Source organism: Pseudomonas sp. P20 (assembly GCF_016463925.1).
GTDB classification, from domain to species: domain Bacteria; phylum Pseudomonadota; class Gammaproteobacteria; order Pseudomonadales; family Pseudomonadaceae; genus Pseudomonas; species Pseudomonas aeruginosa.
In genome coordinates this window covers 1-24,830 of record NZ_JAEMVM010000035.1, presented here as the reverse complement: position 1 = coordinate 24,830, position 24,830 = coordinate 1, and the positions used below count along the sequence as shown (strand labels likewise).

Sequence of the window (24,830 nt, the reverse complement as noted above, 5' to 3'; positions counted from 1 at the left end):
GACGCCGGCTTTTTCAGCGTCGGGCAATATGAATTTCGCATAACCTTATGCGCCCGGGTTCCTCCGCAGGCGGCGCACTAGCGTGCGTCGGCGAGCCGCGGCGCGGGCGGGTTGATCAACAGCGCGAATATCTCGGAGTGGGACTTCACGTTCAGCTTCGCGTAGATGTGCCGGCGATGCACCTTGATAGTGGCGATCGACAGCGTCAGCCGATCCGCTATTTCCTTGTTCGAGTATCCATCCAGCATCAGCCGGATGACATCCGACTCCCGCGCGGTCAGCGGCGATATCAACCCTCTCCAGGGCTGGACTTCCACCTCCGCCGCTGCGATCGGTTTCGCCTCCTCCCTGACCGCATCCTCGAAGTGGATGCGTTTTTTCATCAGCGCGATGACCCACGGGCGAAGCAGCTCGAACAGCGCGATCTGCTCGGCACCGAAGCGGCTCTCGCTGCCCAACGACAGGCATAGGGTTCTTTCACCATCCAGCGGGACGTTATATTGAACTTCGTCCGTCACCACATAATGCGCAAAGTACGTATTGTAATATTCGGTCGTTTCGAAATCTTCGGAGACGATATCCGCAAGATGAAAAAGCCCGCCGCGCCGACAGTTTCTGGATACCTGGTAGAAAGGATCTTGCAGATAAAGTCCGGTTATATATCGACTGATCAGCGGGTCCGGCTCGACTTCTTCTCTCTCCTCCTCCATGAAGGAAAGAATCAAGGGACTGGAATCGCTGAATATCAGGGCCGCCCAGTTGTCGACGGGGGCGAACTGGCCGAGGGTCTGCGCCAGGATCCGCCAGAAGAACGGCCGGTCCAGCGCTTCGAGCAACTTTCCCAGTGACTCGTGCCAGGCGCCGCCGTGCAATGCGATATCCACACAACTACTCCTCTGGGATTAGTCACTCGGCGTTATGTCATGAAGAGTTCCAATGTGCATAATATCGATGCCTTCGAAGATAGCCACAGGTCAGAACTACCAGTTCTGGTAGGTGCAAAATCCAACTTGTTTCGTTTCGGAAAGGAAATCCAATGAAAAAAGTTTGTGCACTGGCGTTATCGATCCTGACGACGATCGGTGCGACAGCGGCGGACAGTGCATGGGCTGCGCAAACCAGCGTCCATCTTTACAACTGGTATGACTTCATCGCCCCGGAAACGCCCAAGGCCTTCCAGCGGGAGACCGGCACCCGTGTCGTCCTCGACACCTTCGACAGCGCCGAGACCGCGCAGGGCAAGCTGATGGTCGGCCGCTCCGGCTACGACGTGGTGGTGATCACCTCCAACATCCTGCCCGGGCTGATCAAGGCGGGCGTCCTCCAGGAACTCGACCGCGACCGGCTCCCCCACTGGAAGAACCTCGACGCGGACATCCTCGGGAAGCTTCAGGCCAACGATCCCGGCAATCGCTATGCCGTACCTTATCTCTGGGGAACCACCGGGATCGCCTACGACGTGGACAAGGTCCGCAAGCTGCTCGGCCCCGACGCGCCGGTCGACTCCTGGGACCTGGTCTTCAAGGAGGAGAACATCTCCCGCCTCAGCCAGTGCGGCGTGGCCACGCTGGACTCCTCCACCGAGCTGGTGTCCATCGCCCTCAACTACCTGGGCCTGCCGCACAACAGCCAGAATCCCGAGGACTACCAGAAAGCCCAGGAACTGTTGCTGAAGGTTCGCCCCTACATTCGCTATTTCGACTCCTCCAGAGTCGACACCGATCTCTCCAACGGCAACGTCTGCGTGGTGGTCGGCTGGCAGGGCACGGCCTACATGGCCCAGGTCAACAACGAACAGGCCGGGAACGGTCGCCATATCGCCTACAGCATTCCCCGGGAAGGCTCGCTGGTCTGGGCCGAGAACATGGTGCTGCTCAAGGATGCACCGCATCCGCAGCAGGGTTATGCGCTGATCGACTACCTGCTGCGTCCGGAGGTCATCGCCAGGACCTCCAACTACGTGGGCTATCCGAATGGCAACCAGGCGGCGCTGCCGCTGGTAGAGCGGAAGCTGCGGGAAAACCCGGCGGTTTACCTGAGCAAGGAAACCATGGCGACCCTCTTCCCGCTGGAAACCCTGCCACTGAAGGTCGAGAGAATACGTACCCGGGTCTGGAGCCGGGTCAAGACCGGGAGCTGACACTCGCCCGAGACGCCCCCTGGAAGCGCGGGAGCGCCCGGAGCCAGAAAAATCCAGCGAGGTCCGCCAGGACCGGCGTTCGCGTCTTTCACCGGGCGAGGCTCTGCCTCGTCCGTCAGGATGCGGCTTGCCGGCTGACCTGCGACCGATAGAGATACCTCTCCCCCAGGGCGGGAAAGCCCCGGGCATGCCTGATGGAGAAAACCATGCTTATCCATTTCTGCCCCAGGCTGCTGACGCCTGCGGGGTTCGACCTGCCGTGCGAGTTGATCGACATCCGCATCAAGGAGTTCGACCTGCACCTGCTTGGCGGGCGCGACGTGGTGGCGCGTCACCCCCTCCCCGACAAGCGCTACCACGTGGCCTGCCGCAAGTCCGGCTGCAAGGCGGTGAATGGCCTGCTGGTGGACGTGGAAAAGCACGTTCCGCTGTTCACCGTGGACACCCGCTGGAGCATCGACGCCGAAGTGGTCCTGCGCCACCGCGTCGAGTACGTGGTGCTCGACGCCGAGCACGATGCGGTGAGCGACTACATGCTGCTGTGGTGCGACGAGGTGCCCAACTACTTCCTCGGCCAGAGCACCCCGGCCATGCAGGTTCCGTTGATGGAACTGATGCGCGGCAATGCGTTGCAGACCGAGCGGCAGGATGTGTTCCGCCTGCCGACGCTGAGGTCCGAACGCCTGCGCCAGGGCAACGCCGATGCCAACCAGCATCTTCCGAGCCGTGAGCAGGCGTTCCACGTCAAGGCCGAGCAGATCAGCTATGGGCTGGCCTGAAGGACGCGCGCCAGCGGCAAGCTACGCTGGCCGCCGGTGCCGCGCATCACAGGGCAGCCGCGCCGCTCAGTGCCGCGGCTGCCATACCTCCACGGCGCGCGCATCCACCGGTTTGGGTAGCAGTCCCTGGGCGTGGAAGGCGTCGGCGATGCGCTGTTGCTCGTCGAGACCATCTGCGCTCACCGGTTGTACGTCGTAGCTGCGCCGCGCATTCGCCTGCTCGACGGTAGCGGCATCGAGATTGCCCCACAGCGGCCCCAGCACCTTGGCCGCGTCGGCCGGGTGGCTCTTGAGCCAGCGCCCGGTGCGCTGCAGTTCGGCGAAGACCTGCTGGAGCACTTCAGGATGTTTCCTGGCGTAGTCGCTGGAGGCGAGGTAGTAGCGCTGGTAGCTGGCCAGGCCCTGGCCGTCGGCCAGTACCCGCGCGCGTTGCTGGCGCTGGGCGCTTGCCACGTAGGGGTCCCAGGTCACCCAGGCGTCGACCTTGCCGTTCTCGAAGGCGGCGCGGCCGTCGGCTGGCGTCAGGTAGGCTGGCTGGATGTCGGAGAACTCAAGCCCGGCGCTGGCCAGCGCGGCGATCAGCAGGTAGTGGCTGCCGGCGGCCTTGGTCACGGCGATGCGCTTGCCCTTCAGCTCGGCCAGGGACTTCAGCGGCGAATGTTCGCCGACCAGTATCGCCTGCGCCGCGGGCGAAGGTGTTTCGCGGGCGAAGTAGGTCAGGCGAGCACCCGCCGCCTGGGCGAACACCGGCACGGTGTCGGCGACGTCGGCGGAGAGATCGACGTTGCCGACATTGAGCGATTCGAGCAACGGCAGGCCGCTGGGGAACTCATGCCAGGACACCCGGATGCCCTGCCTGGCCAACTCGCGCTCGAAGGTGCCCTGGCTGCGGATCAGGGTCAGCAGAGTCGAGGATTTCTGGAAGCCGATGCGCAAGACCTCCTCGGCCTGTGCGCCACCAATGCCCGACAGGACGACGGAAGCGGCAAACACGATGGCCAAGCGACGCAGGAACGGACGAGACATGCGATGACTCCTGGGATAGGTGCGAGCGCCCGCAGGGACGGGAGTTCCAGCTGCCGGCGACGGAACGGATAGATTATTGGAATAAAAAACAATCGATAAATAACTTATAGTTATCAATTAATGCCCGGGCAGCGCCTACCGGATATCCGCATCCGACGCCTGCCTGACCGCAAAGCCGCTGGCGAAGGTCGGCCGCACATCGAGGCGCTGCGGAATCAATCCATGGGCCTGGTAGAAATCGGCGGTCTCCTGCTGCTGGCCGAGCGTTCGCTCATCCAGCGCCTGCCAACGCAAGCGCCGGCGTTCGAACTGCAAGCGCGCGGCGTCCTCGGGGAAGCCGATGATCTGCGCCAGGCTTCGCGAATACTCGTCCAGGTGCAGGTACGCCCAGCGCTGGGCGCTGGCCAGGCGTTGCAGGTAGTCCTGCAGCACGGCGCGTTTCGCCGGGTCGGCCAGTGCGCTATCGGTAGCAGCGAGGAAGCTGTTGCCAGCCCACAGGCCGCGCCCGTCGACCAGTACCCGAGCCTTGTCGGCGGTCTCCGCGAACGCGGTGTAGGGCTCCCAGGTCGCCCAGGCATCCACGGAACCATTGGCGAGGGCCATTTTCGCGTCCACCGGGCCGAGGAAGCGGAATTCGACGTCCTTCTCGCCCAGCCCGACCGAGGCCAAGGCCTTGAGCGCGACGAAGTGGCCGATGGAACCGCGCCCGGTGGCAATGCGCTGACCTTTCAGGTCGTTGGCCGAGCGCAGCGGCGAATCCCCTCTCACCAGCACGGCGGTACCGTAGGGATCGGATTTGTCGACGGCGATGGCCTTCAGCCGGGCACCGGCGGCCAGGGCGAAGAGCAATGGCGCGTCGCCGATGATGCCGGCATCCACCGCACCGGCATTGAGTGCTTCGGCGAGGGGGGCGGCGGCGGGGAATTCGAACCAGCGGATGTCGTAGGTCAGGTCGTCCAGCGCGCCGGCAGCCTCCAACTGGGCGCGCATGTTGCCCTTCTGGTCGGCCAGGCGCAGGGTCACGCGCTCGTCGGCACAGGCCTGGCCGACGAGCAGGCAGAGAAGCAGGAACAGGCTCAGGGTCTGACGCATTCCGTAACTCCTCAACGCTGGCCGACGCGGAGGTCGGCGGGCAACTGGCGGGCCACTTCGGCGGCACCGGCGGACAGGCTGAAGTCGAACGCCGGGGCGACCTCCAGCGACTTCGGCAGCACGCCTTCGGCATGGAAGAAATCGGCGGCGGTCTGCAGGGTGGCGGCAACCTCCGGACCGAAGACCACAGGACTGATGCGCGCCTCGCCAACCCAGCGCCGAGTGACTTCGCGCGGCATGTTCAGATCCTTGGCCAGGGCCTCGGCGAACGCCTCCGGATGCCTCAGGGCCCAGGCCTGGGCACGCGCCAGGCGGGTCAGCAGGTCGCTGATCGCGGCCTTCTTGCGGGCGATCGCAGCGTCGCTGGCCAGGGCATAGGAGTAGCCGGTCATGATCCCGGCACCGTTGTCGATGACCCGCGCCTGATCGAGCAGCACGGCGCTGGAGGTATAGGGCTCCCAGGGCACCCAGGCGTCTACCGAGCCACGCACCAGGGCGGCGCGGCCGTCCACCGGACCAAGGAAGGAAAAGCTTACGTCCTGCGGTCCGAGGCCGGCGCGACGCAACGCGCCAAGGGCGAGGAAATGCCCCCAGCCGCCGCGATTGACGGCAATGCGCTTGCCCTTGAGGCCGGCCACCGAACGGATCGGCGAGTCCTTGCCGACCACCAGCGCCACGGTCGCCGGGTTGAAGTGCCAGGCGCCCACCGCCTTGAGCGGCGCGCCGGCAGCGTAGACGAAGAGGAACGGGATGTCGCCGGTAAAGCCTATGTCCAGGGCCCCGGCGTTGAGCGCCTCGAGCACCGGTGCACCGGAGGGGAACGCCGACATTTCCAGCTTGTACGGCAGGTCGTCGAGCTCGCCGGACGCGCGCAGGGCGGCGTAGCGGTCGCCCTTCACATCGCCCAGGCGCAGGCTGATGAGGTCGGCGGCACTGGCGGCTCCAGCCAGCAGGGTCGCGGCCAGCAGGCCGGCAAGCACACACAGGGGTCGTTTCATGGGCAATCTCCAGGCAGCTCCGCACGGAGCCGGGGCTATCCTGGGCTATCCGTTCCGCCGGTGCGGTCGCCGACAAGGCCAGGGTCGAGAATCGTGGGAGGTACGTTTCAAAGACTCAGCGCCGCCCTCCCCGCCGCGCTCCAGACGCTATCTTTCTGTGGCGTGTGGACACGTCCGCAAAGCACGTCGCGGTAGTGCCGCTGTAGCGGATTGTGCCGGCTGAGGCCGTGGTTGCCGCTCAGTTCCAGGGCCTTCTCGACCACCGCCAACGCGTTGTCGATGACCGCGACCTTGAGCAGCCCGGAGTCGCTGGCGGGCAACTGTCCGCAGCACGCGGCATCGAGCAGCAGGCGGTTCTGCAGGAGCAGGCCGTCGATCCCGCCGAGCGCCTCCTGCATCCTCGGCAGGCTCGCCAACGGCGCGCCGAGACTGGCCGGCACGCGCTCGCGCAGCCAGCCGACGAGCCACTCGCGGGCGCTCCCGGCGATACCGTCGTAGAGAGCGCCAAGCAACACCGCGCTAGCCTGGGCGAAGTCGCGCAGCACGGCCTGGTCCGGCGCCGGAGGCTGGTCGTGGGGATGCAGGCCGATGGCGTTTTCCAGAGGCACCGCCACCTCTTCGAAGAGCACCTCGTGGCTGCCGCTGGCGCGCATGCCCAGATGGTCCCAGCTCTCCACGATACGGATGCCTGGGCTGTCGCGGCGCACCAGCCAGGTACCCACGCGGGGGGTCGGCTCGTCGCTGCGCGCCCATACCGCCAGCCAGGTCAGGCCGGGAATGCCGGTGGTGAAGAGCTTGTGCCCGGACAGCTGCCAGCCGTCGCCGACACGCCGCGCCAGCGTACCCGGCAGACCGCCGCGTGACGGCGAACCCAGCTCGGGCTCCACGCGCAGGCTATTGATCAACGCCCCCTGCTCCAGCACCTCGCGCGCCACGCGCCGCTTGAGCGCGCCGGGCCAATCGGGGTTATCGGCCAGGCGCCGCAAATGCAGGTACTGCATGCACAGCACCAGGGCCGTGGAGGGTTCGCCGCGAGCCACCGCGCCGATTACCCGGCGCAGCTCGCCGAGGCTGGCGCCGGGACCGCCGAGCGCAGGCGGCAAGGCCAGGGCGAGCAGCCCGTGGTGTCGCAGCAGGGCCAGGTTGGCATGGGGAAAATCTCCGCTGCGGTCATGGGCATCGGCGCTTTCCGCCAGTTGCCGGGTCAGTTCTGGCAGCCGTTCATCGAACGCCGCCGAGGGAGTCTGCAGGACGGCCATGGGATCAGGCCGTGGCGCGCCGGCGCTCGCGCTCGGCGACTTTGGCGCGGGTCAGCGGGATCAGCTCGCGGCCATATTCCACGGCATCGGCGAGGGGATCGAAACCGCGAATGAGGATATTGCGCACGCCCAGGTCGTAGTAGGCGAGCAGAGCGTCGGCCACCTGTTCCGCGGTACCGACCAGGGCGGTGGAGTTGTGCCCGCCACCGACCAGCCTGGCGATTCCGGTCCAAAGGCGCTCGTCGAGGCGCTCGCCCTGCTCCACCGCCTTGAGCAGACGCTGGGCGCCGACGCTCTGCGGCTTGCCCTTGGGGAAGCCGGCCTCGCCCAGGCGCGCGCCGGCGCTTGCGCGTATCGCCTCGGCCTTGGCCCAGGCCTCGTCCTCCGTGCGCCCGAGGATGGGCCGGAACGACAGGCTGAATTCCACTTCGCGACCATTCGAGCGCGCCTGTTCGCGCACAGCGGAGATGGTTTCGGCGGCCTGTGCCAGGGGTTCGCCCCAGAGCATGAACACATCGGCCTGCTTGCCGGCGACCTTCAGCGCGGCTTCCGAGGAGCCGCCGAAATACACCGGAATGTGCGGTTTCTGCTGCGGACGGATGGCCGAGAAGGCGTGCTCCACGCGGTAGTGCGCGCCGTGGAAATCGAAGGGTTCGGTGCTGGTCCAGGTGCGCTTGAGCAGTTCGATGAATTCGTCGCTGCGGGCATAGCGCTGGTCGTGGTCGAGATAATCGCCGTCCTTGCGCTGGTCGGCGTCGCTGCCGCCGCTGATGATATGCACCGCCAGGCGCCCGTCGAGGAGGTGTTCGAGGGTCGCCAGCTTGCGCGCGGCCAGGGTCGGGGCGACGAAACCGGGGCGGTGCGCCAGCAGCAGACCGATCCGGGAAGTGGCCAGGCCAGCGGCGGCGGCCACCAGGAATCCATCCGGCTGGTCCGACCAGTAGCCGACCAGGATTCGATCGAAGCCGGCCTCTTCGTGGGCGCGTGCGAAAGCGGCGATGTAAGGCTTGTCGAGGATAGGTCCGACCGGCGCGAGGGTCTCCGAGGCCAGGCGATGGCCGATCATGCCGAGAAACTGGATGCTCATGGTCCGTACTCAGTGGAAGGCTTCGTTGAAGGACGTGTCGATCACCGTGGAAGTGTCGAACGGCTTGGGCAAGGCACCGGTCTGCAGCAGGAAATCCGCGGTCTCCTGGTAGTCGGTGGCGGCCTGGGCGTCTACCGGGCCGACGCTCATGCCGGCCTGGCCGATCCAATGGCGGGAGACTGCCCGGTCGAGATTGGCCTTCTGCGCCCAGAGGTCGGCGTACTGCTCCTTGTGTGCCTCGACCCAGGCCCGTGCCTTGCGCAGGCGGCCGAGGAAGTCGGCGATCTGCGCGCGCCTGGGCTCGATGGAAGCAGCGTTGGCGGCGATGCTGGACAGCCCCGGCATCAGGTCGCGGGCGGTGAGAATCGGCCGTGCGCCGGAAACCACGATCTGCTGCGAGATATACGGCTCCCACACCGGAAAGGCATCGATGCTGCCGCGCGGCAAGGCGGCGGCGGCGTCGATCGGCATCAGCTTGACGAACTCCACGTAGTCCTTCGGCAGGCCGGCTTTCTCCAGCGCGCGCAAGGTCAGTTGCTGGCTCCAGGCACCGGGCCAGTAGGCGACTTTCCTGCCCTTGAGATCGGCAATGCTGCGCACCGGAGAATCCTTCGGCACCAGCAGGGCTATGGTATCGGGGTTCTGCCGCGAGACGCCGACCAGCTTCACCGGCGCACCCTTGGCGGCGAGGAAGATGAAGCCCGAGTCGCCGAGGAAACCCAGGTCCAGCGCTCCGGCCTGCAACCCTTCGGCCACCGGCGCGGCGGACTGGAAATGCTTCCATTCGACCTGGTAAGGCGCGCCTTCGAGAACTCCCGAGGCCTCCATGGAAGCCCGCACGTTGTAGTAGTTCTGGTCGCCCACACGCAACGTCGGCAGCTCTGCGGCCTGGGCCAGGGAGGCACCGAGCAGAAGCGTGGCGAAGCTGGTTAGCAGGTATTGCTTGAGTTTCATCGGAGCTCCTCAACCGGCGTGCCGCAACAGCGGCAGGCGGGCGATATGGTCATGTATGGCGGGAATCAGGCCCTGGCCGTAGCGCACGGCGTCGCCGAGCGGATCGAAGCCTCGAATCAGGAAGGTCGAGACGCCCAGCCGGTAGTACTCGCCAAGCGCAGCGGCAACCTGCTCGGGGGTGCCTACCAGGGCGGTGGAGTTCCAGCGCGCCCCGGTCAGCCGGGCCACGCCGGTCCACAAACGGCTGTCGAGCACCTCGCCCTGCTCGGCGGCGGCCAGCAGGCGCTGCGAACCGACATTCTGCGGCTGGTGGTCGCGCAGCGGCAGACCGAGGCGCGCACGGTTCTCGCGGACCTGTTCGAGCACCTCGGCGGCACGCTTCCAGGCGGCCTCCTCGGTATCCGCGACGATCGGCCGGACGGATCGCGTCCCTGGGCCTTGGCGGCGGCGCGCACTCTGCGGATATGCCCGTCGACCGCGGCCAGCGGCTCGCCCCAGAGCATGTAGGTGTCGGCGTGCCTGGCGGCGACCTCGATGGCTGCGTCGGAGGAGCCACTGAAATAGATCGGTATGTGCGGCGACTGGCGCGGGCGCACCGCTGGCGAGGCGCCCTGGAAGCGGTAGAACTCGCCGTCGAAATCCACCGGTCCCGTGGCGGTCCAGATAGCACGCAGGGCTTGCAGGTATTCGTCGGTACGGGCGTAGCGGCGGTCATGGTCGAGGTAGTCGCCATCGCGCGCGAGGTCCTCGTCGTTACCACCATTGACTACGTTCAGGGCCAGGCGGCCCTCGCTGAACTGATCCAGGGTAGCCAGTTGGCGTGCCGCCAGCGGCGCTGCGATCACCCCCGGGCGATAGGCCAGGAGAACGCCAAGGCGCCGGGTGGCAGCGGCGACGAAGGAACTGACCACCGCGCCCTCGGCGGCATTGCTGAAATACCCCACCAGCACCCGGTCGAAGCCGGCGTCCTCATGGGCCTGGGCGAAACGCCGGACGAAACCGGCGTCCACAGCCTCCCCCAACGGCTGGTCCACCTCGGAACTCGGTGTGGCGGTGATCATGCCGAGAATTTCCACGCTCACGCTGTTGCCCTCGCCTGGGCCGCTCGACTGATAAGGTTGGCGGCTGTCGTTATAAGAAAAACATCTGCATGGGTGCTTTTCTTAGAAGCTACAGGCTGAAACTACATGATGGAAATTCATTTTTGTCATATCTTAATATGCTAAACACGCATATTTAGCTTTTCCGTCTTTGCGTTTCCCAAGGCGGACACTATGCATAGCAGCCCTCGCTCCCTCTTCCCTCTGAAGCGAAAAGGGGCTCGCAGGGGAATGTTGATCCCGACTGCAGCCCCTTCTCATTCACGCTCCCGTCTCCCGGGGATCTCCCGGCGCCGCTACTCAACCGGCTTGCATATCCAACCCCTCGGCCACCGCCCTGCCGAACAGCCGTGCCGGCGTCTCCAGATTGCCCAGCAGGCGCGGACGCACCAGCCAGAGCTGGATCAGCGGCTGGAAATCCTCCAGTTGCAGCACCTGCAACTGATCGCGGTAGCGGCTACGCGCCAGGGCCGGCGCCGGCACCAGGCCGAGACCCCGACCCGCGGCGACCAGGCCCAGTTGCAGCTCGCTGCCGAAAGTCTCGAGGTTCAGTTGCAGGCCCAGGCCCTGATCGGCCAGGGCCCGTTGCAGGCCGGCACGGAAGCCGCAGCCATCGGGGTTGAGCACCCAGCCATGGTGGTAGCAATCGAGCAGGCGTCGCGCCTGGATGGCACTGTCGCGGGCGACCACCACGCAGAGTTCCATGCGCCCTAGGGGCGTGGCGCCGAGTTCTTCGGGGAACACCTTGCTTGGCGGAAACAACACCACTGCCGCGTCCAGTTCGGCATTCTCCAGGCGCGCCAGCAAATGGCTGCCCCAGCCAGTGCCGACCTGCGCGCGCAGCTCCGGGTACTCGTCGGCCAGCCGCCGAAGGGCATCCAGCAACACCACCTCGCCGATACTCTGCGGCACGCCCAGGCGCAGCACGCCACTTGGTGTGGCGTCACCGGCCACCAGTTCACGCAGGCCATCCACCTCGCGGAGCACCCGCCGGCACTGTTCGTAGACCCGCAGTCCGCTGGCGGTGGGTTTGAGCGGCTTGGTATTGCGGTCCAGCAATGCCACTCCGAGGGACTCCTCCAGGCTCTGTACCCGCCGGGTGATCGCAGACTGGGTCAGGCCCAGGCTCTCGGCGGCCTGGCTCAGGGAAGCGTTGCGGATCACCGCGACGAAGGCGTCGATGTCATCGATTTTCATGGGGCCGGCACCAATTGCATTTCTCGCATATTAGCTTAGATTCAAAATGCATTTCAGGAATAAAAAAGCGTTTGCTACCGTACCGCCAGAACTTCCCGGAGTGAATCCCCGCATGTCATCCATCCTGCGCCTCGACCGCCTGCGCCAGTTCATCGGCGAGCTGGCGACACTGCTCGACAGCCGTCCCGACGAATCCACCCTGCTCGCCCAAGCCCACCCCCTGCTGGCCGAGCTGGTGCGCCAGGACGACTGGCTGCCGGAAGACTGCGCCCGCCCCGATCCACAGCGCTACCAACAGTACCTGCTGCATGTCGACTCACGGCAGCGCTTCTCGGTGGTCAGCTTCGTCTGGGGGCCGGGCCAGATCACACCGGTACACGATCATCGGGTCTGGGGCCTGATCGGCATGCTCCGCGGGGCCGAATACTCGCAGCCGTACGCCTTCGATGCGGGGGGGCGTCCGCATCCCAGCGGAGCCCGTCGACGCCTGGAGCCCGGCGAGGTCGAAGCGCTGTCGCCACGCATTGGCGACGTGCACCAGGTGAGCAACGCCTTCAGCGACCGCACATCCATCAGTATCCACGTCTACGGCGCCAATATCGGTGCGGTACGGCGTGCCGTGTTCAGCGCCGAAGGTGAGGAAAAACCCTTCATTTCCGGCTATTCCAACAGCCGCTTGCCCAATATCTGGGACCTGTCGAAAGAGAACCCCGCATGAGCCAGATCGCCGTACGCACCTTCCACGATATCCGCGCCGCTCTCCTCGCCCGCCGGGAGCTGGCGCTGCTCGACGTGCGCGAGGAGGACCCGTTCGCCCAGGCCCATCCCCTGTTCGCCGCCAACCTGCCGCTGTCCAGGCTGGAACTGGAGATCCATGCCCGGGTGCCGCGCCGCGACACGCCGATTACCGTCTACGACGACGGCGAAGGCCTGGCGCCGGTCGCCGCGCAACGCCTCCACGACCTCGGCTACAGCGACGTGGCCTTGCTCGATGGCGGCCTGTCCGGTTGGCGAAACGCCGGCGGCGAGCTGTTCAGGGATGTGAACGTGCCGAGCAAGGCCTTCGGCGAACTGGTGGAGGCCGAGCGCCACACGCCATCGCTGGCCGCGGAGGAAGTACAGGCTTTGCTCGACGCCAGGGCCGAGGCGGTGATCCTGGATGCCCGTCGTTTCGACGAATACCAGACCATGAGTATCCCCGGCGGCATCAGCGTGCCCGGCGCCGAACTGGTGCTGCGCGTCGCCGAACTGGCGCCGGACCCGCGCACCCGGGTGATAGTCAACTGTGCCGGGCGCACTCGTAGCATCATCGGTACCCAGTCGCTGCTCAACGCCGGCATCCCCAACCCGGTGGCGGCATTACGCAACGGCACCATCGGCTGGACGCTGGCCGGTCAGCAACTGGAACACGGCCAGACGCGACGCTTCGGTGCGATCTCCCAGGACACTCGCAAGGCCGCCGCCCAGCGCGCCCGTGCCGTCGCCGACCGCGCCGGCGTCGAACGCCTCGACCTGGCCGGTCTGGCCCAATGGCAGGACGAGCACGACCGCACCACCTACCTGCTCGACGTACGCACGCCCGAGGAATACGAAGCCGGTCACCTGCCTGGCTCCCGCTCCACGCCCGGAGGCCAGCTGGTTCAGGAAACCGACCATGTCGCCAGCGTGCGCGGCGCGCGCCTGGTACTGGTGGACGACGATGGCGTACGCGCCAACATGAGCGCCTCCTGGCTGGCCCAGATGGGCTGGCAGGTCGCGGTACTGGACGGACTCTCCGAGGCCGACTTCAGCGAGAGGGGCGCCTGGAGCGCGCCGCTGCCGAGGCAACCCCGGGCCGACACCATCGACCCGACCACCCTCGCCGACTGGCTGGGCGAACCGGGCACCCGGGTGCTCGACTTCACCACCAGCGCCAACTATGCGAAACGCCACATCCCCGGCGCCGCCTGGGTATTGCGCAGCCAGTTGAAGCAGGCACTGGAACGGCTGGGCACGGCCGAGCGCTACGTACTCACCTGCGGCAGCAGCCTGCTGGCGCGCTTCGCCGTGGCGGAAGTCCAGGCACTCAGCGGCAAGCCGGTGTTCCTTCTCGACGGCGGCACCAGCGCCTGGGTCGCCGCGGGCCTGCCGACGGAAGACGGCGAAAGCCTGTTGGCGTCGCCGCGCATCGACCGCTACCGCCGCCCCTACGAAGGTACCGACAATCCGCGCGAAGCGATGCAGGGCTACCTGGACTGGGAGTTCGGCCTGGTGGAGCAACTCGGTCGCGACGGAACTCACGGCTTCTTCGTGATCTGAAGCCATTACCCGACGAAATCGGAGAGTCATCGAATCGACGCCGGGCAGGCTGCGGAAACGACCCGGAAGTGCGGAAGAGCGGCGCCCCGAAAATGCAAAAGCCCCGCTCAGCGGGGCTTTTCAGTACGCGGATATGGCGGAGGCGGTGAGATTCGAACTCACGGAAGAGTCTCCCCTTCGACGGTTTTCAAGTCTATCGCTGAATTCAAGGTTTACGCGGGTTTCGGCTGGATTTCGTTTCCGCAATTTAGCCATTTCTCATTCTCTGGATGCCGCTTGCTGCCTGGGGCGATGCATAAATTGCGGAAATGATTTCAGCCCCTTCCATGGCATTCCCATGCGCCACTCTCCGCTCGTCGGTCGCTCTCGTATACTGGATATTCATACAGAATAATTTCCGGCCCACTCGCCCGCCGGAGATTTCCTATGTCCTGCTCCGACCCCCGCATCTGCCACCACCAGCGCGTCACCCAATGGCTCGCCGCGATACGGCAGCATGCCGCCTGGCTGTACGCCGCGGATGAGCAGTACCTGTACCTTGTGGCCGAGGCTAACGAGCTATACCAGTGCGGAATCGTGGGCCTGCAGGACCGCCACGACATGGTCACCGACGCCTTGGGGATGTACGGCTGGGCGATCGAGCACGGCATCACACGCGAGACGCACTACTGCGCGGACTGCTGCTACGACGTGCTCGACGGCGACCATGTGGTGGGGACAGTGAACAGCGAGGGGATCTACCATGCGCCTGCCCCGGGACGGCAGCGGCTGGGCTACATCAGCCGGGATTCGCTGGATGGAATGACCTATCTGCGCCTGGGACAGGCGCTTGAGCGCTCGGGCGTCGTGCGCGGCCTGCTGATCGAACTCGACGCCGGCGGCACGCTGCAACTCGTCGAGCAAATACCCGCGGATTTCCGACCGTGGCGGTGGCCCGCCCTAGAGCCTCCGGTCGGCCTGCGCGCCATCATTCATCTGCTTTTGAGAACTTGTCCCGTCGAAAAAAAAGGTCAACCCCGAGGATGCCAAGGCAAATCCCCAAGATATCAAGACCAAAGCCTGCCAACTTGACCGAGGAGAATCGAAGAATAAGCACCCAAGCCGCAACAAACACAGCGATCCCAAGCCACTTACGGACCTCCCTGTTGCGCACTAGGTGACCGACCGCAACAATGACTACAGTCCAGATGGCGAACTGGATGACATCATTCATGCGGGCTCTCCCGCGCTCTGGACGATCTCCGACTTGACCGAATGCTGAGGCCCGATCCCGCCGGACACCTCCCCTTCAACGCTGATTACGACATCACCGGAGTGGTAAGTCGGCAGACTCTCTTGGGTCGCCCAACGAACTGCAAGGCCGCTGCCAACTCCAACAAAAGTGTTGATGCGTTTACCGGCTACACCCGCAAGCATACCGACCATGCCAGCAACGGTGACACGCTGCTGGTTCAGAGAGTCAGCCTGAGCTCGGGTCAGGGGCAGCGAGACAAAAACCCTCAGTATGCAAGGTCGGTCCTTTGCCTGCATCCGGTCGAAAACCTCAACCGCAAGATCAGCAGTCGCGTGACTGGCTTTCACTGACGGACAGTACTTCATGTGAAGCAGCCGGCTGCGCTCCGCCCATGCGAGGCGAATGATCGCCAAGCTGAAGTTGATGCCGTGCTGGCTGTGAATATGCGTCCGTTCGATATCCATGGCGTTCCTTCCGTGCTTCGAGCGCGCAGTTTCGGTAGCCAACAACACCGCAACCACTAGCAAAACAGCTAGCTCTCAACATCCACACCCAGACGGAGTTAGACTCAGCGCTCCGCCTCATAGGCAGCAACGCCCGTCCCTATGGCACGCCACTCATTCTGCGGCATGCGCGCGTCGCAGATGAATACCTCGACTTCGCCGCTTTCCTTCGGCTCCGCCGGCCGGATCGCTGCATGCCGGAGAATCGTCTGCATGTCTGGGACGTAGCTGCTCTCCGAGCCGTGGAATGACCAGATGCCGAACTTCCCTGCTCCACCCACCTGGTGGTCGAGTTTCACCGACCAGCCCTTGAATCGAATGACCAGCATCGCCCTGCTCCGTAGGAAAAGGCCGTAGTCTACTCCTAATTCTGACAGGCCTGGTTCGCAGCCAGGAGTTGCGCCTCGTAACCAATCCGCTGCCGCCGCTCGGCCAGCAGCGCACGGACCTTGGTCTGTAGGTCGTCGCTCTTCTTCAGCCCAGCCGCTGCCCAGGCCGGCACTTCTACCGCCGGCACTCGGCACGGCACCGCAACAGGCACTTCTACGCGCACCGTGCGCGGCTCAGGCTCGACCTGGCCGGCGCATCCCGCCAGCGCGCCCATCACCAGCATTAGCACCACCCTCATAGACCCAACTCCTGATCAATGACCGCCTCGGCGGCCGCACACTGCCCGCCGGCGGTTCGCTCACGTACCAGGCGCTGGGCTTCGGCATACTGCTCCGCGGCCTGCTGCCGTCCCCGATCCACAGCCTGCGCGGCATCCCGGGCGCGCTGCTCGCCAGCCTGACGCAGCGCGGCAACCTGCCGGACCTGCTCCGCCACTGCGTCCTCCAGGCCTCCCCTGGCGGCGCGGCAGGCGACCAGATCCGCCAGCGCAGCATCAAGCTGCGGCCGGTAGTGCCGCGCGCCGAGCCAGACACCGCCGGCGGCGCCGAGGCCAAGCAGTAGCAGGCAGGCCAGCGCGACCGATAAAGCACGGGCGGAGATCACGACAGCACCCTCTTCGCCCGCTCCCACAGCGCCAGGCGCTCCGCCTGGCCGTTCGTGCCGCCGTTGATGCGCCGAGTGATGGCGGCGAACTCGCCGCGGTCGGCCAGGTCGTTCAAGCCGTGACTGGCCCACCACCAGGCCGCCGACAGCGCAGCGAACTCCGGCTGCTCGAGCAGCTCTGGTTCCTGCTCCAGCGGCTGGCCCAGCCCGGCGCCGGCGGCGCGGTAGTTCGACCGGCCGGTGATCTGCAGCAGGCCGCGCCCGCGATACCGCCAGCCGTCGCCGGAGGCCTCGTCGCCATTGCCGTTGCGCGAGGCGTAGGCGTTGTTGGCGATGGCCCGAGGATTGCGCGCCAGGCGCTGCGCCAACGCGTTGGGCTGCCCGTCGGCGCCGAGGTAGCGAATCGGCCAGATCGCAGCCAGGCCGCGCGCGCTGTAGTTGAGGTTCTCCACCAGGCGGGTCAACTGGCCGCTTTCATGGCCGATCTGGGCCAGAAACGCGGCGACTCGCACAGGCGACGTGATACCGAAGCGCGTCATCCCGCGGTTCAGCGCACCAACAAAAACGCCGGCGCGAGGGCCGGCGTTCGGGAGGATTTGCAGCAGTTGCTGCTCAGTGATAGGCATGCTGATCTCCAGGCACAAAAAAGCCCGCAGAGTGCGGGCTGGTCATAGAGTCTCGGGCTGCATCTCGGGAGGTGCCGGCATCGACAATCGGACATCGATCCAACTGTTGAGCGGGACATCCAGTGGGGCGCCCTTCCCGAGCACCATTTCGCCGTCGTCACTGAGTGTCCAGCGCTGTTTGAAGAGCCGGATGGTGACCGTCCCATCCTCAGCCTGTTCGCTGTCAGTGATACCGAGTGGGCGACCGCCGTCGGGAGACGCAGGGTCGATCACGCGCCAGCCCTCTTTCGCTAGCCCCAGGCTACCAGAGACCTTGTAGACGCCAACGGCGAGCCGTTGAACAGTAACGCCGCGGGCCTCTGCGTTGGCTACACCCCAAGCCCCCGCAGTCTCGAAGTCCAGTTCGTTGAGGTCCGGTCTCAAGCTCCCATCAACGTTGGCGATACGCACGACCGGCGATGCAGCACGAAGCGTCCCGTCGGTTGCTCTCGCAGATCGAAAACGCCGGTCGCCTCGGCGGCGGCCTTGACCACCTGGTGGCGGTAGCGGCACGCCAGAGCTTGGTGGAACGCGGTGTCGTGGTCCGGCAGACCGAGCGACTCCGGTTGGACGCTCAGGCAGAGTTCTCGGAATGTCGGCGCCGCCAGCGGCCAGTCGAACCGGCTGCCCATGAACGTCAGCATGTTGAGCCCGTGGGCCAATTGCTGGCCGGTCAGCCCCTGGAGCACCGTAGCCCAGGCGCCGTCAGGATTCGGGTTGTCGCCAAAACTCGACGTCCAGCGGTGCCCGTACATCTCGGTCATCTTCACCCAGAGCCGTTCCAGCAGCCTGTCGGGCAGCCTCGTTGGCGGCGACGATTGCGTTGACGCGGTCGACGGCTGAGCGAGGGCCCTGTCGATGTGGGAGGCCGCGCTTTGCGGCACGATGGCCGGCTTGGCCTTCGGCGTTTCCTGCTTGGTTTCCATAGCTGCTCCTGTTCTGGTCGAAGCGCTGGTTGCGGCGGATTTTCTGTGCCAGTTCGTGCTCCCACTGGCCTTGGGACTGGAATTTCTCGGGGCGGTTGATCCAGTAACTGCGGAATTCGAGAAGCTCGTCGTCGCGTAGCTGGTAGCTCCCAATTCCGTTGCGGACCAGCGTTGCCGCCCACCCCTTCGCACTCGGCACCCAGGCCTCATGCATCGGGAATCGGTCAGCACCAGATACCGGCTCTGCCTCGCGCGCGTTACGTGACGGAGGAGGTATCGGAGGAAGACCGGATGTAGGCCCCACCTCTGGCCCCACCTCGGGATAACCTCCGGCCCCACCTCTGGCCCCACCTGCTCCAACCTCTTCGCTGTAGCCCAGTAGTTCCGGGGCTTCTGGCTCTAAATCCTTGGCCCCACCTAGGGCCCCAGGTCTGGCCCCACCTTGGTCAAACCTCTGGCCCCACCTCTCCGAGACGGATTGATCCCGCGAAGCCTTCGGCAGGTGGAAAACGAAAGGACCGATGCTGGGCATAGGCTCGACCATGCCACGGCGCACCAGCGCATCGATGGTGTAGCGGGCCTCCTTGCGGGTCGCCTTGTGCGCAGGACGCCCAGGTGATGCCGGGATGCTCAAAACCTCAATCAGCATCTGCTCGCTCAGGCGGCGGGTTTCGCCAGCGATGCCGGTCCTGTAGTCCATGAACATCCGGATCGCGCAGTACACCTTCAGAAGCTGATGCGGCTCGTCGAAGAGCGCATCCCACTCCTCGTCGTTGATCTGGAAGGACGGCACGGCTACCCCTGAACAAGGCGCGGCCGGCGCATCTGGTCGATCATCCGCAGCGCCTCATCTGCCGCCGCCCTGGATTCGGAGAGCTCCCGGTGGGCCTCCTGCAGTTCCTGGTCATCAGCGCCATCGACGAGGTTGGCCACGGCCTGCTGCGCCTCACCGTTCTCCTTGATGAGTGTCCGGAGCATGCAGAGCACCTCCGGCCGCTGGCCGGCATCGCCGCCGATCAAGCGCACCGACACGCCCAGCGGCGTCAGGATGTCGCCCAGGGCCTGGACCTTCAGGTCAGTCGGCAGCGCCGCGAGGATGCTGGGAACGAAGTTCGCCGGCACCAGGTTGGTGTCCTTGGTTCCGTCGTCGAGCCAGCGGAACACGCGGTCAGCGTTGACCTTCATCCGCTCAGTTGTATCGCGCGTTGGCGGGTCGAAGACGATGCCGGTGACCAGCGCTCCCTGGATGCGCTCGTGCGCCTCCACGATGTGCTGGACGACGGTCTCTCGGCTCCACCCCTCTCGGCGGCGCCATTGGTTCACCACGCCGAGCAGCGTGGAGATCAGGGTGTGCGATTCGCTTCGCATGACGTGGCGGCTCCTGGCCAGTAAGGTGTGCTCAGGCAGCCGCACCCCATGGGAACGACGGGCAAAGTTCACTTCGAAGGACCCGACCTGCGGTGAGCGCCTCAATCTCAACTGCGCGCTTCGCCGGGATTGGTCGAACGCCTGAACACCATTGACTTACGGTGGGTGCTCTCACATTGAGCTTTCGCGCCAACTCGGCCCTACTGCCCAACATCTCGGCGGCCTGGCGCACTGCTTCTGCTGGAGTCATGCCTCTTCTCCGGGGAATGTTGGAGAAAACAGTAAGTCAATAGCTAATCACAGGCAAGCCATTGCCTAACAACACCACAACTGACGTTAAATTAGGCAATGCTTACCGGACCCCAACTCGGCGCCGCTATCGAGGCCGCCAGACTCGCCAAAAACATGTCGAAAAAGGCTCTCGCAGAGCAGTTCGGCGTGAAGCCCCCTTCTGTCCAGGGATGGATCAACACCGGCAGGATCGATAAAGCGAAACTGATCGAGTTGATATCGTTCTTCTCAGGCGTCGTTGGCGCAGAACACTGGGGGTTGAGCGAAAAGGAGGCGGAGCTTATTGCGCCAGGTAGTTCGCCTCAGCGCCCTGGCTCATCGGCCGCGGAAAAGGTGATGGAGATGCTCCAGCGCCACGGTAAAGGGCTGAGCGGCGAAGCTAAGGAGAAAATCGCGCAGGCAGTAGCCGAGTCTCTCGATGGCGATCAATCGACGACATCGAACGTGATTCACGCTGACTTCAACCGCACCACTCTGGTGAAAGGAAATACGATTTCGATCGCCCAGTACGACGTGCGCGCTGCCATGGGTGGCGGCCAGGTACCGGCCGAGTACCGCGAGTTCGTCAGGAATCTGGTGGTCGACAAGGTCCAACTGGATGACCTTGGTCTGAAGTACACCGATCCGGCCAACCTCAAGATCATCACCGGGTGGGGCCAGAGCATGCTGGGCACCATCGAGGACAAGTCCCCGATCCTCGTCGACGTGGGCATCACCGACTTCGTCGAGGAAGGCGTCTACGTCTTCACCTGGCTGCAGCACCTGTTCGTGAAGCGGGTGCAGATCCACGATGCCGAGCACTACCTGCTGGTGTCGGACAACAAGTCCTTCGAGCCGCAGAAGGCACGCATGGAAGACGTCCATTTCCAAGCCAAGGTGCTGGGCGCCTGGAATTTCAGAAAGCTTTGACAGGCAAGGTAATCTGGCGGAGTGGGGATTTGTAAAGCGACGAGCATGGCCAAGACCAGCATACATGCCAGGTGCTGCTGGTGTGGAATGCGAAAAGGTTGTGATGGACACCTGACGTTCAAGGAGAGAAGCAATGGTCGACTGGCACGCTGAATTTGGGAAAAGTCGAATTTTCCACGAGAAGCGCATAGACCGAAGGTCTGTCGATGCGCTCTCAGGACTGGCCGCTGGGATCACTGCTGATGGGCATATCAATCAGCATGAGGCCGAGTTCCTACAGGATTGGATCGCTACGAACTTGATCCATCTTGACGATCCAGTGACCAACCTCCTCTACCGGAGGCTCTCAGACATGCTGTCCGATGGCGTGTTAGACGCTGATGAGTCTGCCGAACTGCTTGAGATTCTTAGAGGGTTTGGTGGCCTCTCTGCTTCCAAGCCGAAACCAAGCGACAATTCCTTTACTCCATCGAATGCTCTTCCGCTCAACAATCCAGCTCCCAAGCTTGAGTGGTCGGGCCATCTCTACGTTTTCACTGGCGTCATGGTCTACGGCCCCAGAAAGCATTGCGAAGAGATCGTCGTCAACCGCGGCGGGGGAATAGCCTCAGGCATCAGCAAAAAGGTGCACTACCTGGTCGTCGGCGAGATAGGCAACGAGCAGTGGCTACACAGTACGTATGGAACCAAGATCAAGCGAGCTGTCGAGCTGCGCGAGGAAGGCCATCCCATCGCAATCATCAGCGAGAAGCACTGGCAAGCCTCGATGTTCAACCTGATCTAGATGAAGCGTAGCGTCATCGTATATGGGTTACAGGCTCACAAGCACCGCATCATAGGCAAGGTCATATGGCATTGGAGGCGGCATTGGATAGGAGATCGCTTTGGTTGTGTTTATCGCTTGCCTAGCAGCTTCCCTTTTGGACCCATTGGTGTTCGTCCTTTGCGCGGCTATCGGGTTCTTCATCAAGAGCAGAATCTCGGTACTGATCTCTGCTTGTGTATATGTCGCTATCACGCTTGCCTTTTCAGGCAGTATCCCAGCCAGCGAGAACCCTACTACTCTCCTTCTGGCCAAAGCAGCAGCAGGCGCCATTTTCTGCCTGCTTGGCATGGCCATCAGGAGATTCACGCTAAGACGCCGCAGATAGAATCTTTCCAAAGGAGCCAGGTCATCTGGCGGTGTATTGATCTCTAACCCATGCCGCAGGAGTACCGGAAAATCATGGGGTAGTGACCGCCGGCCTGGAGGCCGTGCCCCGACTCAAACGCGGCCTTATCGTTTACTCCCCCGGCAATCGTGACAGCATGATCTAGGCCTCAACCAGGGCTGTTGCTCAATGATCCGTATGTCTACCTCAAAGAGGTGCTGACGCGGCTGCCGACGTTACGGTCGAAAGACATCAGCCAGTTGCTGCCGCATCAGTGGGTACAGATCTAGCTTATGTGATCTATTGTCCCCTGTGAAACATATATAAATCACACTTGGTAGGTGAGGGAAATGGATATTCGTCTGGAGATTTTAGCGCTTGAACAGCTGTTGCTAGATCCGGAAGCGAGAAAGAATGATCGACTGCTTAAACAGCTGCTTGCCGAAGACTTCGTTGAATTTGGAGCTGTCGGCAAAAGCTGGACGAAAGCGGAGGTGATCGTGGGACTAAAATCCCAGACTTGGATCAAAAGGACAATCGAGGATTTCAAACTGCGTGTGCTTGCAGATGGTGTCGCGTTAGCAACGTACCGATGCCGTCATCAAAATGCTAATGGCGATGAGTCGTTATCAATGCGTAGCTCTATTTGGAAAACCTACGAAGATGGTTGGCACATGGTATTTCACCAAGGCACGAGGGTCTCCGAGTAGATGTCGATACAAAAGCCAATGTGCATGAGGCGGTATCTCACACATATGAAACGATTCTTTTGCTGATACGGCTCAACCTAAGTAAAGGTGTATTGGCCGTACGCTTACTACCAGTATAGATATCAAGGATTAGCGAATGAATGCTCGTATCGAAATCACGGTCAACCCAGGAGAAAATGAACGCTCGGCTATCCTTAAACCCTTACGGGCTCATGATTTTTCTAAAGCGGGTGATCCAAAATCGGAGTCAATCGCTCTGCTAGTCCGCGATGAGCAAACCAACGACATCATTGGGGGGCTTTACGGTGAGATATTTTATCGTTGGTTATTTATCGAGTTGCTAGCCATACCCGAGGAAACGAGGGGGCAAGGCACGGGCTCACGCCTAATGAATATGGCGGAAGACGTCGCGCGTGAAAAGGGCTGCGTTGGAATCTGGCTCGATACCTTTGACTTCCAAGCACCAGCTTTCTACCAACGACATGGTTTCACCGAGTTCGGTCATCTCGATGATTTCCCACCACAGCATAAGCGTTTCTTTTTCCAGAAACGACTTGTCTAACGTGCTGCTTTAAAATTTTTGCCGAAAGACCTGCTACGCGTCTGCTCACTGAAACGCTGAAAGGCGTGAGTAAAAGTTTCGTTAGCGGGTGGGGTCCGCTTGGTAGGGCTGCAAATGGCGTCCACTTGAATGTGATGGGCGCCACAGTTAATAGCCGTAGCAAAAAGTCAGGTGTGTTAGCCAGACGGTTACAATCCTACAGCCGCTTCTCCATAATGATGGTGCGCTCCGCCCCATGAAACTCGTCGCGGATTTTCTGATAACCCAGCACGGTATAAAACCTTTCAGCTGTAATCGACGATGGCACACGTACAGCTTCAATTCCTGCGCTGGCAGCAGTCGTATGAATTACATCCATCAAGTGCCGCCCGATACCGCCTCTCTGGTGAGATGGGTCAACAAAAACACTTCTGACGACATCACCGTCGAGACCGGCAGTGCCAATAATGTTTTCGCCCAGTAAGGCAACGAAGACCCTACGCTTCGTAAGCTGCGTAGTAATGGCTTCAGGAGAAAAGCTCTGCTCAACCTGAGCGATCACGTCAGGTGGATAGTCCTGTGAATTTGACTCACGCAGGGCGGCTATAACTACGCGGCTTATTGCTGCTGCATCTCTGCTCGTAGCGGGACGAACGTGGCATTCCATGTTGATACCTCAATCCTAAAGGATTACAGCTTAGCGCATCGCAGTATGCCCTCCCCGAACGCTTACCCTGCTTGATGCGATGCCGCGTACTCATCCTATCCACTCATGCGACGACATTGCCAAGACGCGCAGATTGATGACTATCAAGAAACGACTTGGCCGCATCGTTGTAGCCGGGCTCTATGTAGATGATTTGGTCTCGTCAGCGCACAGCGCTCTCAGTCGTACCTACGACCGATAGCGATTCGGAGCCCGCTACGCGCGGGCTCTCCTTCCGCTAGATCCTCTCCTCATGTAGACGCTGAACCACCATGTCCAGCTCCTGCACCAGTTCAATCCCATCGACCACTTCAACGCCCTCCTCGTCTCCCGCCTCCCAGGTGAGCGTAACCACTCCATCCTCCCCCAGCGACATCTCGAGTCCATCGGTTTCGGCCAACTCCTCCAGCACATGCTGCCAGGCCTCTTCCGAATCCCCCTGCGCCTTCCAGATTGACGCCCTGCGCTCTGTAGTGGTCAACCCATCCCGGACAGTGGGTTGAGTTTTTCTTCGGCCACCGCAGGTGGTAACCCGTCGTTGAATTGATGCGGGCTGATCCAGTTGTAGCGGTGCATCAGGTAATGACTGATGTCCCGTTGGGCCTCCTGCGCCGTCAGGTAACCCGTTGACGGGACCCACTCCGACTTCAGACTGCGGAACAGGCGCTCCATCGGCGAGTTATCCCAGCAATTCCCTCGGCGACTCATGCTCTGCTGCATCCGATAGCGCCAGAGCCGTTGCCGAAACAGGCGGCTGGCGTACTGGCTGCCCTGGTCTGAATGGAACAGCACCTGCTGTGGCTTGCCGCGCTGTTTGTAGGCCATGTCCAGGGCCTTGATCACCAGTTCGGCATCCGGCTTGGCCGAGAACGCCCAGCCAGTCACCCGCCGGGTATGCAGATC

The 24,830-nt window shown here is 63.2% G+C and carries 29 protein-coding genes and 4 pseudogenes; 10 read left to right on the top strand and 23 right to left on the bottom strand.

The features are described from left to right. Positions 1-77: 77 nt before the first annotated feature. Positions 78-884, bottom strand: coding sequence for a transcriptional regulator VqsR (gene vqsR, locus JHD77_RS28635; protein WP_003097562.1), 807 nt, complete (start codon positions 882-884; stop codon positions 78-80). 152 nt (positions 885-1,036) lie between these two features. Between vqsR and JHD77_RS28630 the strand changes: the two genes are divergently transcribed. Next, entirely contained in the window at positions 1,037-2,140 is a 1,104-nt protein-coding gene (locus JHD77_RS28630; RefSeq protein WP_023464797.1) for a polyamine ABC transporter substrate-binding protein, read from the top strand. Positions 2,141-2,346: 206 nt separating this feature from the next. Then, on the top strand, positions 2,347-2,919 hold the full coding sequence (gene qteE, locus JHD77_RS28625; RefSeq protein ID WP_003090369.1) for a quorum threshold expression protein QteE: 573 nt from the start codon (positions 2,347-2,349) through the stop codon (positions 2,917-2,919). A gap of 66 nt (positions 2,920-2,985) precedes the next feature. On the opposite strand, the gene JHD77_RS28620 is transcribed toward qteE, so the two are convergent. The 8 genes and pseudogenes from JHD77_RS28620 to JHD77_RS28585 form a co-directional block, all read right to left on the bottom strand. Continuing rightward, positions 2,986-3,945, bottom strand: a complete 960-nt coding sequence (locus tag JHD77_RS28620) for an aliphatic sulfonate ABC transporter substrate-binding protein (protein WP_003097598.1) — start codon at positions 3,943-3,945, stop codon at positions 2,986-2,988. 135 nt (positions 3,946-4,080) lie between these two features. After that, positions 4,081-5,037 (bottom strand): ABC transporter substrate-binding protein, encoded by a 957-nt coding sequence (locus JHD77_RS28615; RefSeq protein WP_003097601.1) that lies wholly within the window; start codon positions 5,035-5,037, stop codon positions 4,081-4,083. 11 nt (positions 5,038-5,048) lie between these two features. Then, positions 5,049-6,035: an aliphatic sulfonate ABC transporter substrate-binding protein gene (locus JHD77_RS28610; protein WP_003113358.1), complete on the bottom strand. Its 987-nt coding sequence runs from the start codon at positions 6,033-6,035 to the stop codon at positions 5,049-5,051. A 107-nt stretch (positions 6,036-6,142) separates the two neighbouring features. Further along, the gene (locus JHD77_RS28605) at positions 6,143-7,294 is read right to left on the bottom strand and encodes an acyl-CoA dehydrogenase (protein WP_191519434.1); all 1,152 of its coding nucleotides are present in this window, start codon (positions 7,292-7,294) and stop codon (positions 6,143-6,145) included. Between the two features lie 4 nt (positions 7,295-7,298). Then, complete coding sequence (locus JHD77_RS28600; protein WP_003097607.1) at positions 7,299-8,381, bottom strand: LLM class flavin-dependent oxidoreductase; 1,083 nt, start codon at positions 8,379-8,381, stop codon at positions 7,299-7,301. A 9-nt stretch (positions 8,382-8,390) separates the two neighbouring features. Continuing rightward, positions 8,391-9,335: an ABC transporter substrate-binding protein gene (locus JHD77_RS28595; RefSeq protein ID WP_003097609.1), complete on the bottom strand. Its 945-nt coding sequence runs from the start codon at positions 9,333-9,335 to the stop codon at positions 8,391-8,393. A 9-nt stretch (positions 9,336-9,344) separates the two neighbouring features. Next, positions 9,345-10,396 (bottom strand): annotated as a pseudogene (locus tag JHD77_RS28590) (LLM class flavin-dependent oxidoreductase). A gap of 339 nt (positions 10,397-10,735) precedes the next feature. After that, positions 10,736-11,632, bottom strand: coding sequence for a LysR family transcriptional regulator (locus tag JHD77_RS28585; RefSeq protein WP_003090383.1), 897 nt, complete (start codon positions 11,630-11,632; stop codon positions 10,736-10,738). A 112-nt stretch (positions 11,633-11,744) separates the two neighbouring features. Between JHD77_RS28585 and JHD77_RS28580 the strand changes: the two genes are divergently transcribed. From JHD77_RS28580 to JHD77_RS28570, 3 genes and pseudogenes are all read left to right on the top strand, one after another. Continuing rightward, positions 11,745-12,350 carry a 3-mercaptopropionate dioxygenase gene (locus JHD77_RS28580; protein WP_003097613.1) on the top strand — a complete coding sequence of 202 codons (606 nt, stop codon included), beginning with the start codon at positions 11,745-11,747 and terminating at the stop codon, positions 12,348-12,350. Then, entirely contained in the window at positions 12,347-13,930 is a 1,584-nt protein-coding gene (locus JHD77_RS28575; RefSeq protein WP_031755470.1) for a rhodanese-related sulfurtransferase, read from the top strand. Before JHD77_RS28580 ends, JHD77_RS28575 begins: the two co-directional genes overlap by 4 nt. A 426-nt stretch (positions 13,931-14,356) precedes the next feature. Beyond that, positions 14,357-14,866, top strand: a pseudogene (locus JHD77_RS28570) (hypothetical protein); the annotation flags it as partial. A gap of 273 nt (positions 14,867-15,139) precedes the next feature. On the opposite strand, the gene JHD77_RS28565 reads toward JHD77_RS28570, so the two are convergent. The 10 genes and pseudogenes from JHD77_RS28565 to JHD77_RS28525 all read right to left on the bottom strand — a co-directional run bounded on the left by JHD77_RS28565 (position 15,140) and on the right by JHD77_RS28525 (position 19,869). Then, a complete protein-coding gene (locus tag JHD77_RS28565) occupies positions 15,140-15,628 on the bottom strand; it encodes a hypothetical protein (RefSeq protein WP_021263881.1) in 489 nt (162 codons plus the stop codon). A gap of 104 nt (positions 15,629-15,732) precedes the next feature. Then, the gene (locus JHD77_RS28560) at positions 15,733-15,996 is read right to left on the bottom strand and encodes a hypothetical protein (RefSeq protein WP_003160542.1); all 264 of its coding nucleotides are present in this window, start codon (positions 15,994-15,996) and stop codon (positions 15,733-15,735) included. A 35-nt stretch (positions 15,997-16,031) separates the two neighbouring features. Then, on the bottom strand, positions 16,032-16,295 hold the full coding sequence (locus JHD77_RS28555; RefSeq protein ID WP_003130908.1) for a hypothetical protein: 264 nt from the start codon (positions 16,293-16,295) through the stop codon (positions 16,032-16,034). Next, positions 16,292-16,660: a hypothetical protein gene (locus JHD77_RS28550; RefSeq protein ID WP_031755474.1), complete on the bottom strand. Its 369-nt coding sequence runs from the start codon at positions 16,658-16,660 to the stop codon at positions 16,292-16,294. Before JHD77_RS28550 ends, JHD77_RS28555 begins: the two co-directional genes overlap by 4 nt. Continuing rightward, complete coding sequence (locus tag JHD77_RS28545; protein WP_031755475.1) at positions 16,657-17,286, bottom strand: glycoside hydrolase family 19 protein; 630 nt, start codon at positions 17,284-17,286, stop codon at positions 16,657-16,659. The genes JHD77_RS28550 and JHD77_RS28545 overlap by 4 nt, the downstream gene beginning before the upstream one ends. Before the next feature lie 42 nt (positions 17,287-17,328). Then, complete coding sequence (locus JHD77_RS28540; RefSeq protein ID WP_223309039.1) at positions 17,329-17,736, bottom strand: phage tail fiber protein; 408 nt, start codon at positions 17,734-17,736, stop codon at positions 17,329-17,331. Further along, complete coding sequence (locus JHD77_RS32515; protein WP_023088262.1) at positions 17,706-18,251, bottom strand: hypothetical protein; 546 nt, start codon at positions 18,249-18,251, stop codon at positions 17,706-17,708. The genes JHD77_RS28540 and JHD77_RS32515 overlap by 31 nt, the downstream gene beginning before the upstream one ends. Positions 18,252-18,285: 34 nt before the next feature. Then, a pseudogene (locus JHD77_RS32510) lies at positions 18,286-18,465 on the bottom strand (DnaT-like ssDNA-binding domain-containing protein); the annotation flags it as partial. A gap of 581 nt (positions 18,466-19,046) precedes the next feature. Next, the gene (locus JHD77_RS28530) at positions 19,047-19,619 is read right to left on the bottom strand and encodes a hypothetical protein (protein ID WP_023088261.1); all 573 of its coding nucleotides are present in this window, start codon (positions 19,617-19,619) and stop codon (positions 19,047-19,049) included. Between the two features lie 31 nt (positions 19,620-19,650). Beyond that, positions 19,651-19,869 carry a transcriptional regulator gene (locus JHD77_RS28525; protein WP_016561979.1) on the bottom strand — a complete coding sequence of 73 codons (219 nt, stop codon included), beginning with the start codon at positions 19,867-19,869 and terminating at the stop codon, positions 19,651-19,653. A 98-nt stretch (positions 19,870-19,967) separates the two neighbouring features. On the opposite strand from JHD77_RS28525, the gene JHD77_RS28520 reads away from it, so the two are divergent. Both JHD77_RS28520 and JHD77_RS28515 read left to right on the top strand, forming a co-directional pair. Next, positions 19,968-20,819, top strand: a complete 852-nt coding sequence (locus tag JHD77_RS28520; protein WP_021263391.1) for a S24 family peptidase — start codon at positions 19,968-19,970, stop codon at positions 20,817-20,819. Between the two features lie 133 nt (positions 20,820-20,952). Then, on the top strand, positions 20,953-21,603 hold the full coding sequence (locus JHD77_RS28515) for a BRCT domain-containing protein (RefSeq protein WP_031755477.1): 651 nt from the start codon (positions 20,953-20,955) through the stop codon (positions 21,601-21,603). Positions 21,604-21,630: 27 nt separating this feature from the next. Here the strand turns inward: JHD77_RS28515 and JHD77_RS28510 are convergent, their stop codons facing one another. Then, a complete protein-coding gene (locus JHD77_RS28510) occupies positions 21,631-21,951 on the bottom strand; it encodes a hypothetical protein (RefSeq protein ID WP_153562506.1) in 321 nt (106 codons plus the stop codon). 207 nt (positions 21,952-22,158) lie between these two features. Here JHD77_RS28510 and JHD77_RS28505 point away from each other — a divergent pair. The 3 genes and pseudogenes from JHD77_RS28505 to JHD77_RS28495 all read left to right on the top strand — a co-directional run. Continuing rightward, positions 22,159-22,260 (top strand): annotated as a pseudogene (locus JHD77_RS28505) (transposase domain-containing protein); the annotation flags it as partial. A 60-nt stretch (positions 22,261-22,320) separates the two neighbouring features. Beyond that, positions 22,321-22,680: a nuclear transport factor 2 family protein gene (locus JHD77_RS28500; protein WP_071536349.1), complete on the top strand. Its 360-nt coding sequence runs from the start codon at positions 22,321-22,323 to the stop codon at positions 22,678-22,680. Positions 22,681-22,816: 136 nt separating this feature from the next. After that, a complete protein-coding gene (locus JHD77_RS28495; protein WP_071557658.1) occupies positions 22,817-23,242 on the top strand; it encodes a GNAT family N-acetyltransferase in 426 nt (141 codons plus the stop codon). 196 nt (positions 23,243-23,438) lie between these two features. On the opposite strand, the gene JHD77_RS28490 is transcribed toward JHD77_RS28495, so the two are convergent. The 3 genes from JHD77_RS28490 to JHD77_RS28480 form a co-directional block, all read right to left on the bottom strand. Further along, on the bottom strand, positions 23,439-23,888 hold the full coding sequence (locus JHD77_RS28490) for a GNAT family N-acetyltransferase (RefSeq protein ID WP_031300117.1): 450 nt from the start codon (positions 23,886-23,888) through the stop codon (positions 23,439-23,441). A gap of 277 nt (positions 23,889-24,165) precedes the next feature. Further along, positions 24,166-24,408, bottom strand: a complete 243-nt coding sequence (locus JHD77_RS28485) for a DUF1654 domain-containing protein (RefSeq protein ID WP_223697257.1) — start codon at positions 24,406-24,408, stop codon at positions 24,166-24,168. Further along, positions 24,405-24,830 (bottom strand): DDE-type integrase/transposase/recombinase (locus tag JHD77_RS28480; RefSeq protein WP_199506542.1); only part of this gene is annotated, 426 nt, incomplete at its 5' end. The genes JHD77_RS28480 and JHD77_RS28485, both read right to left, overlap by 4 nt.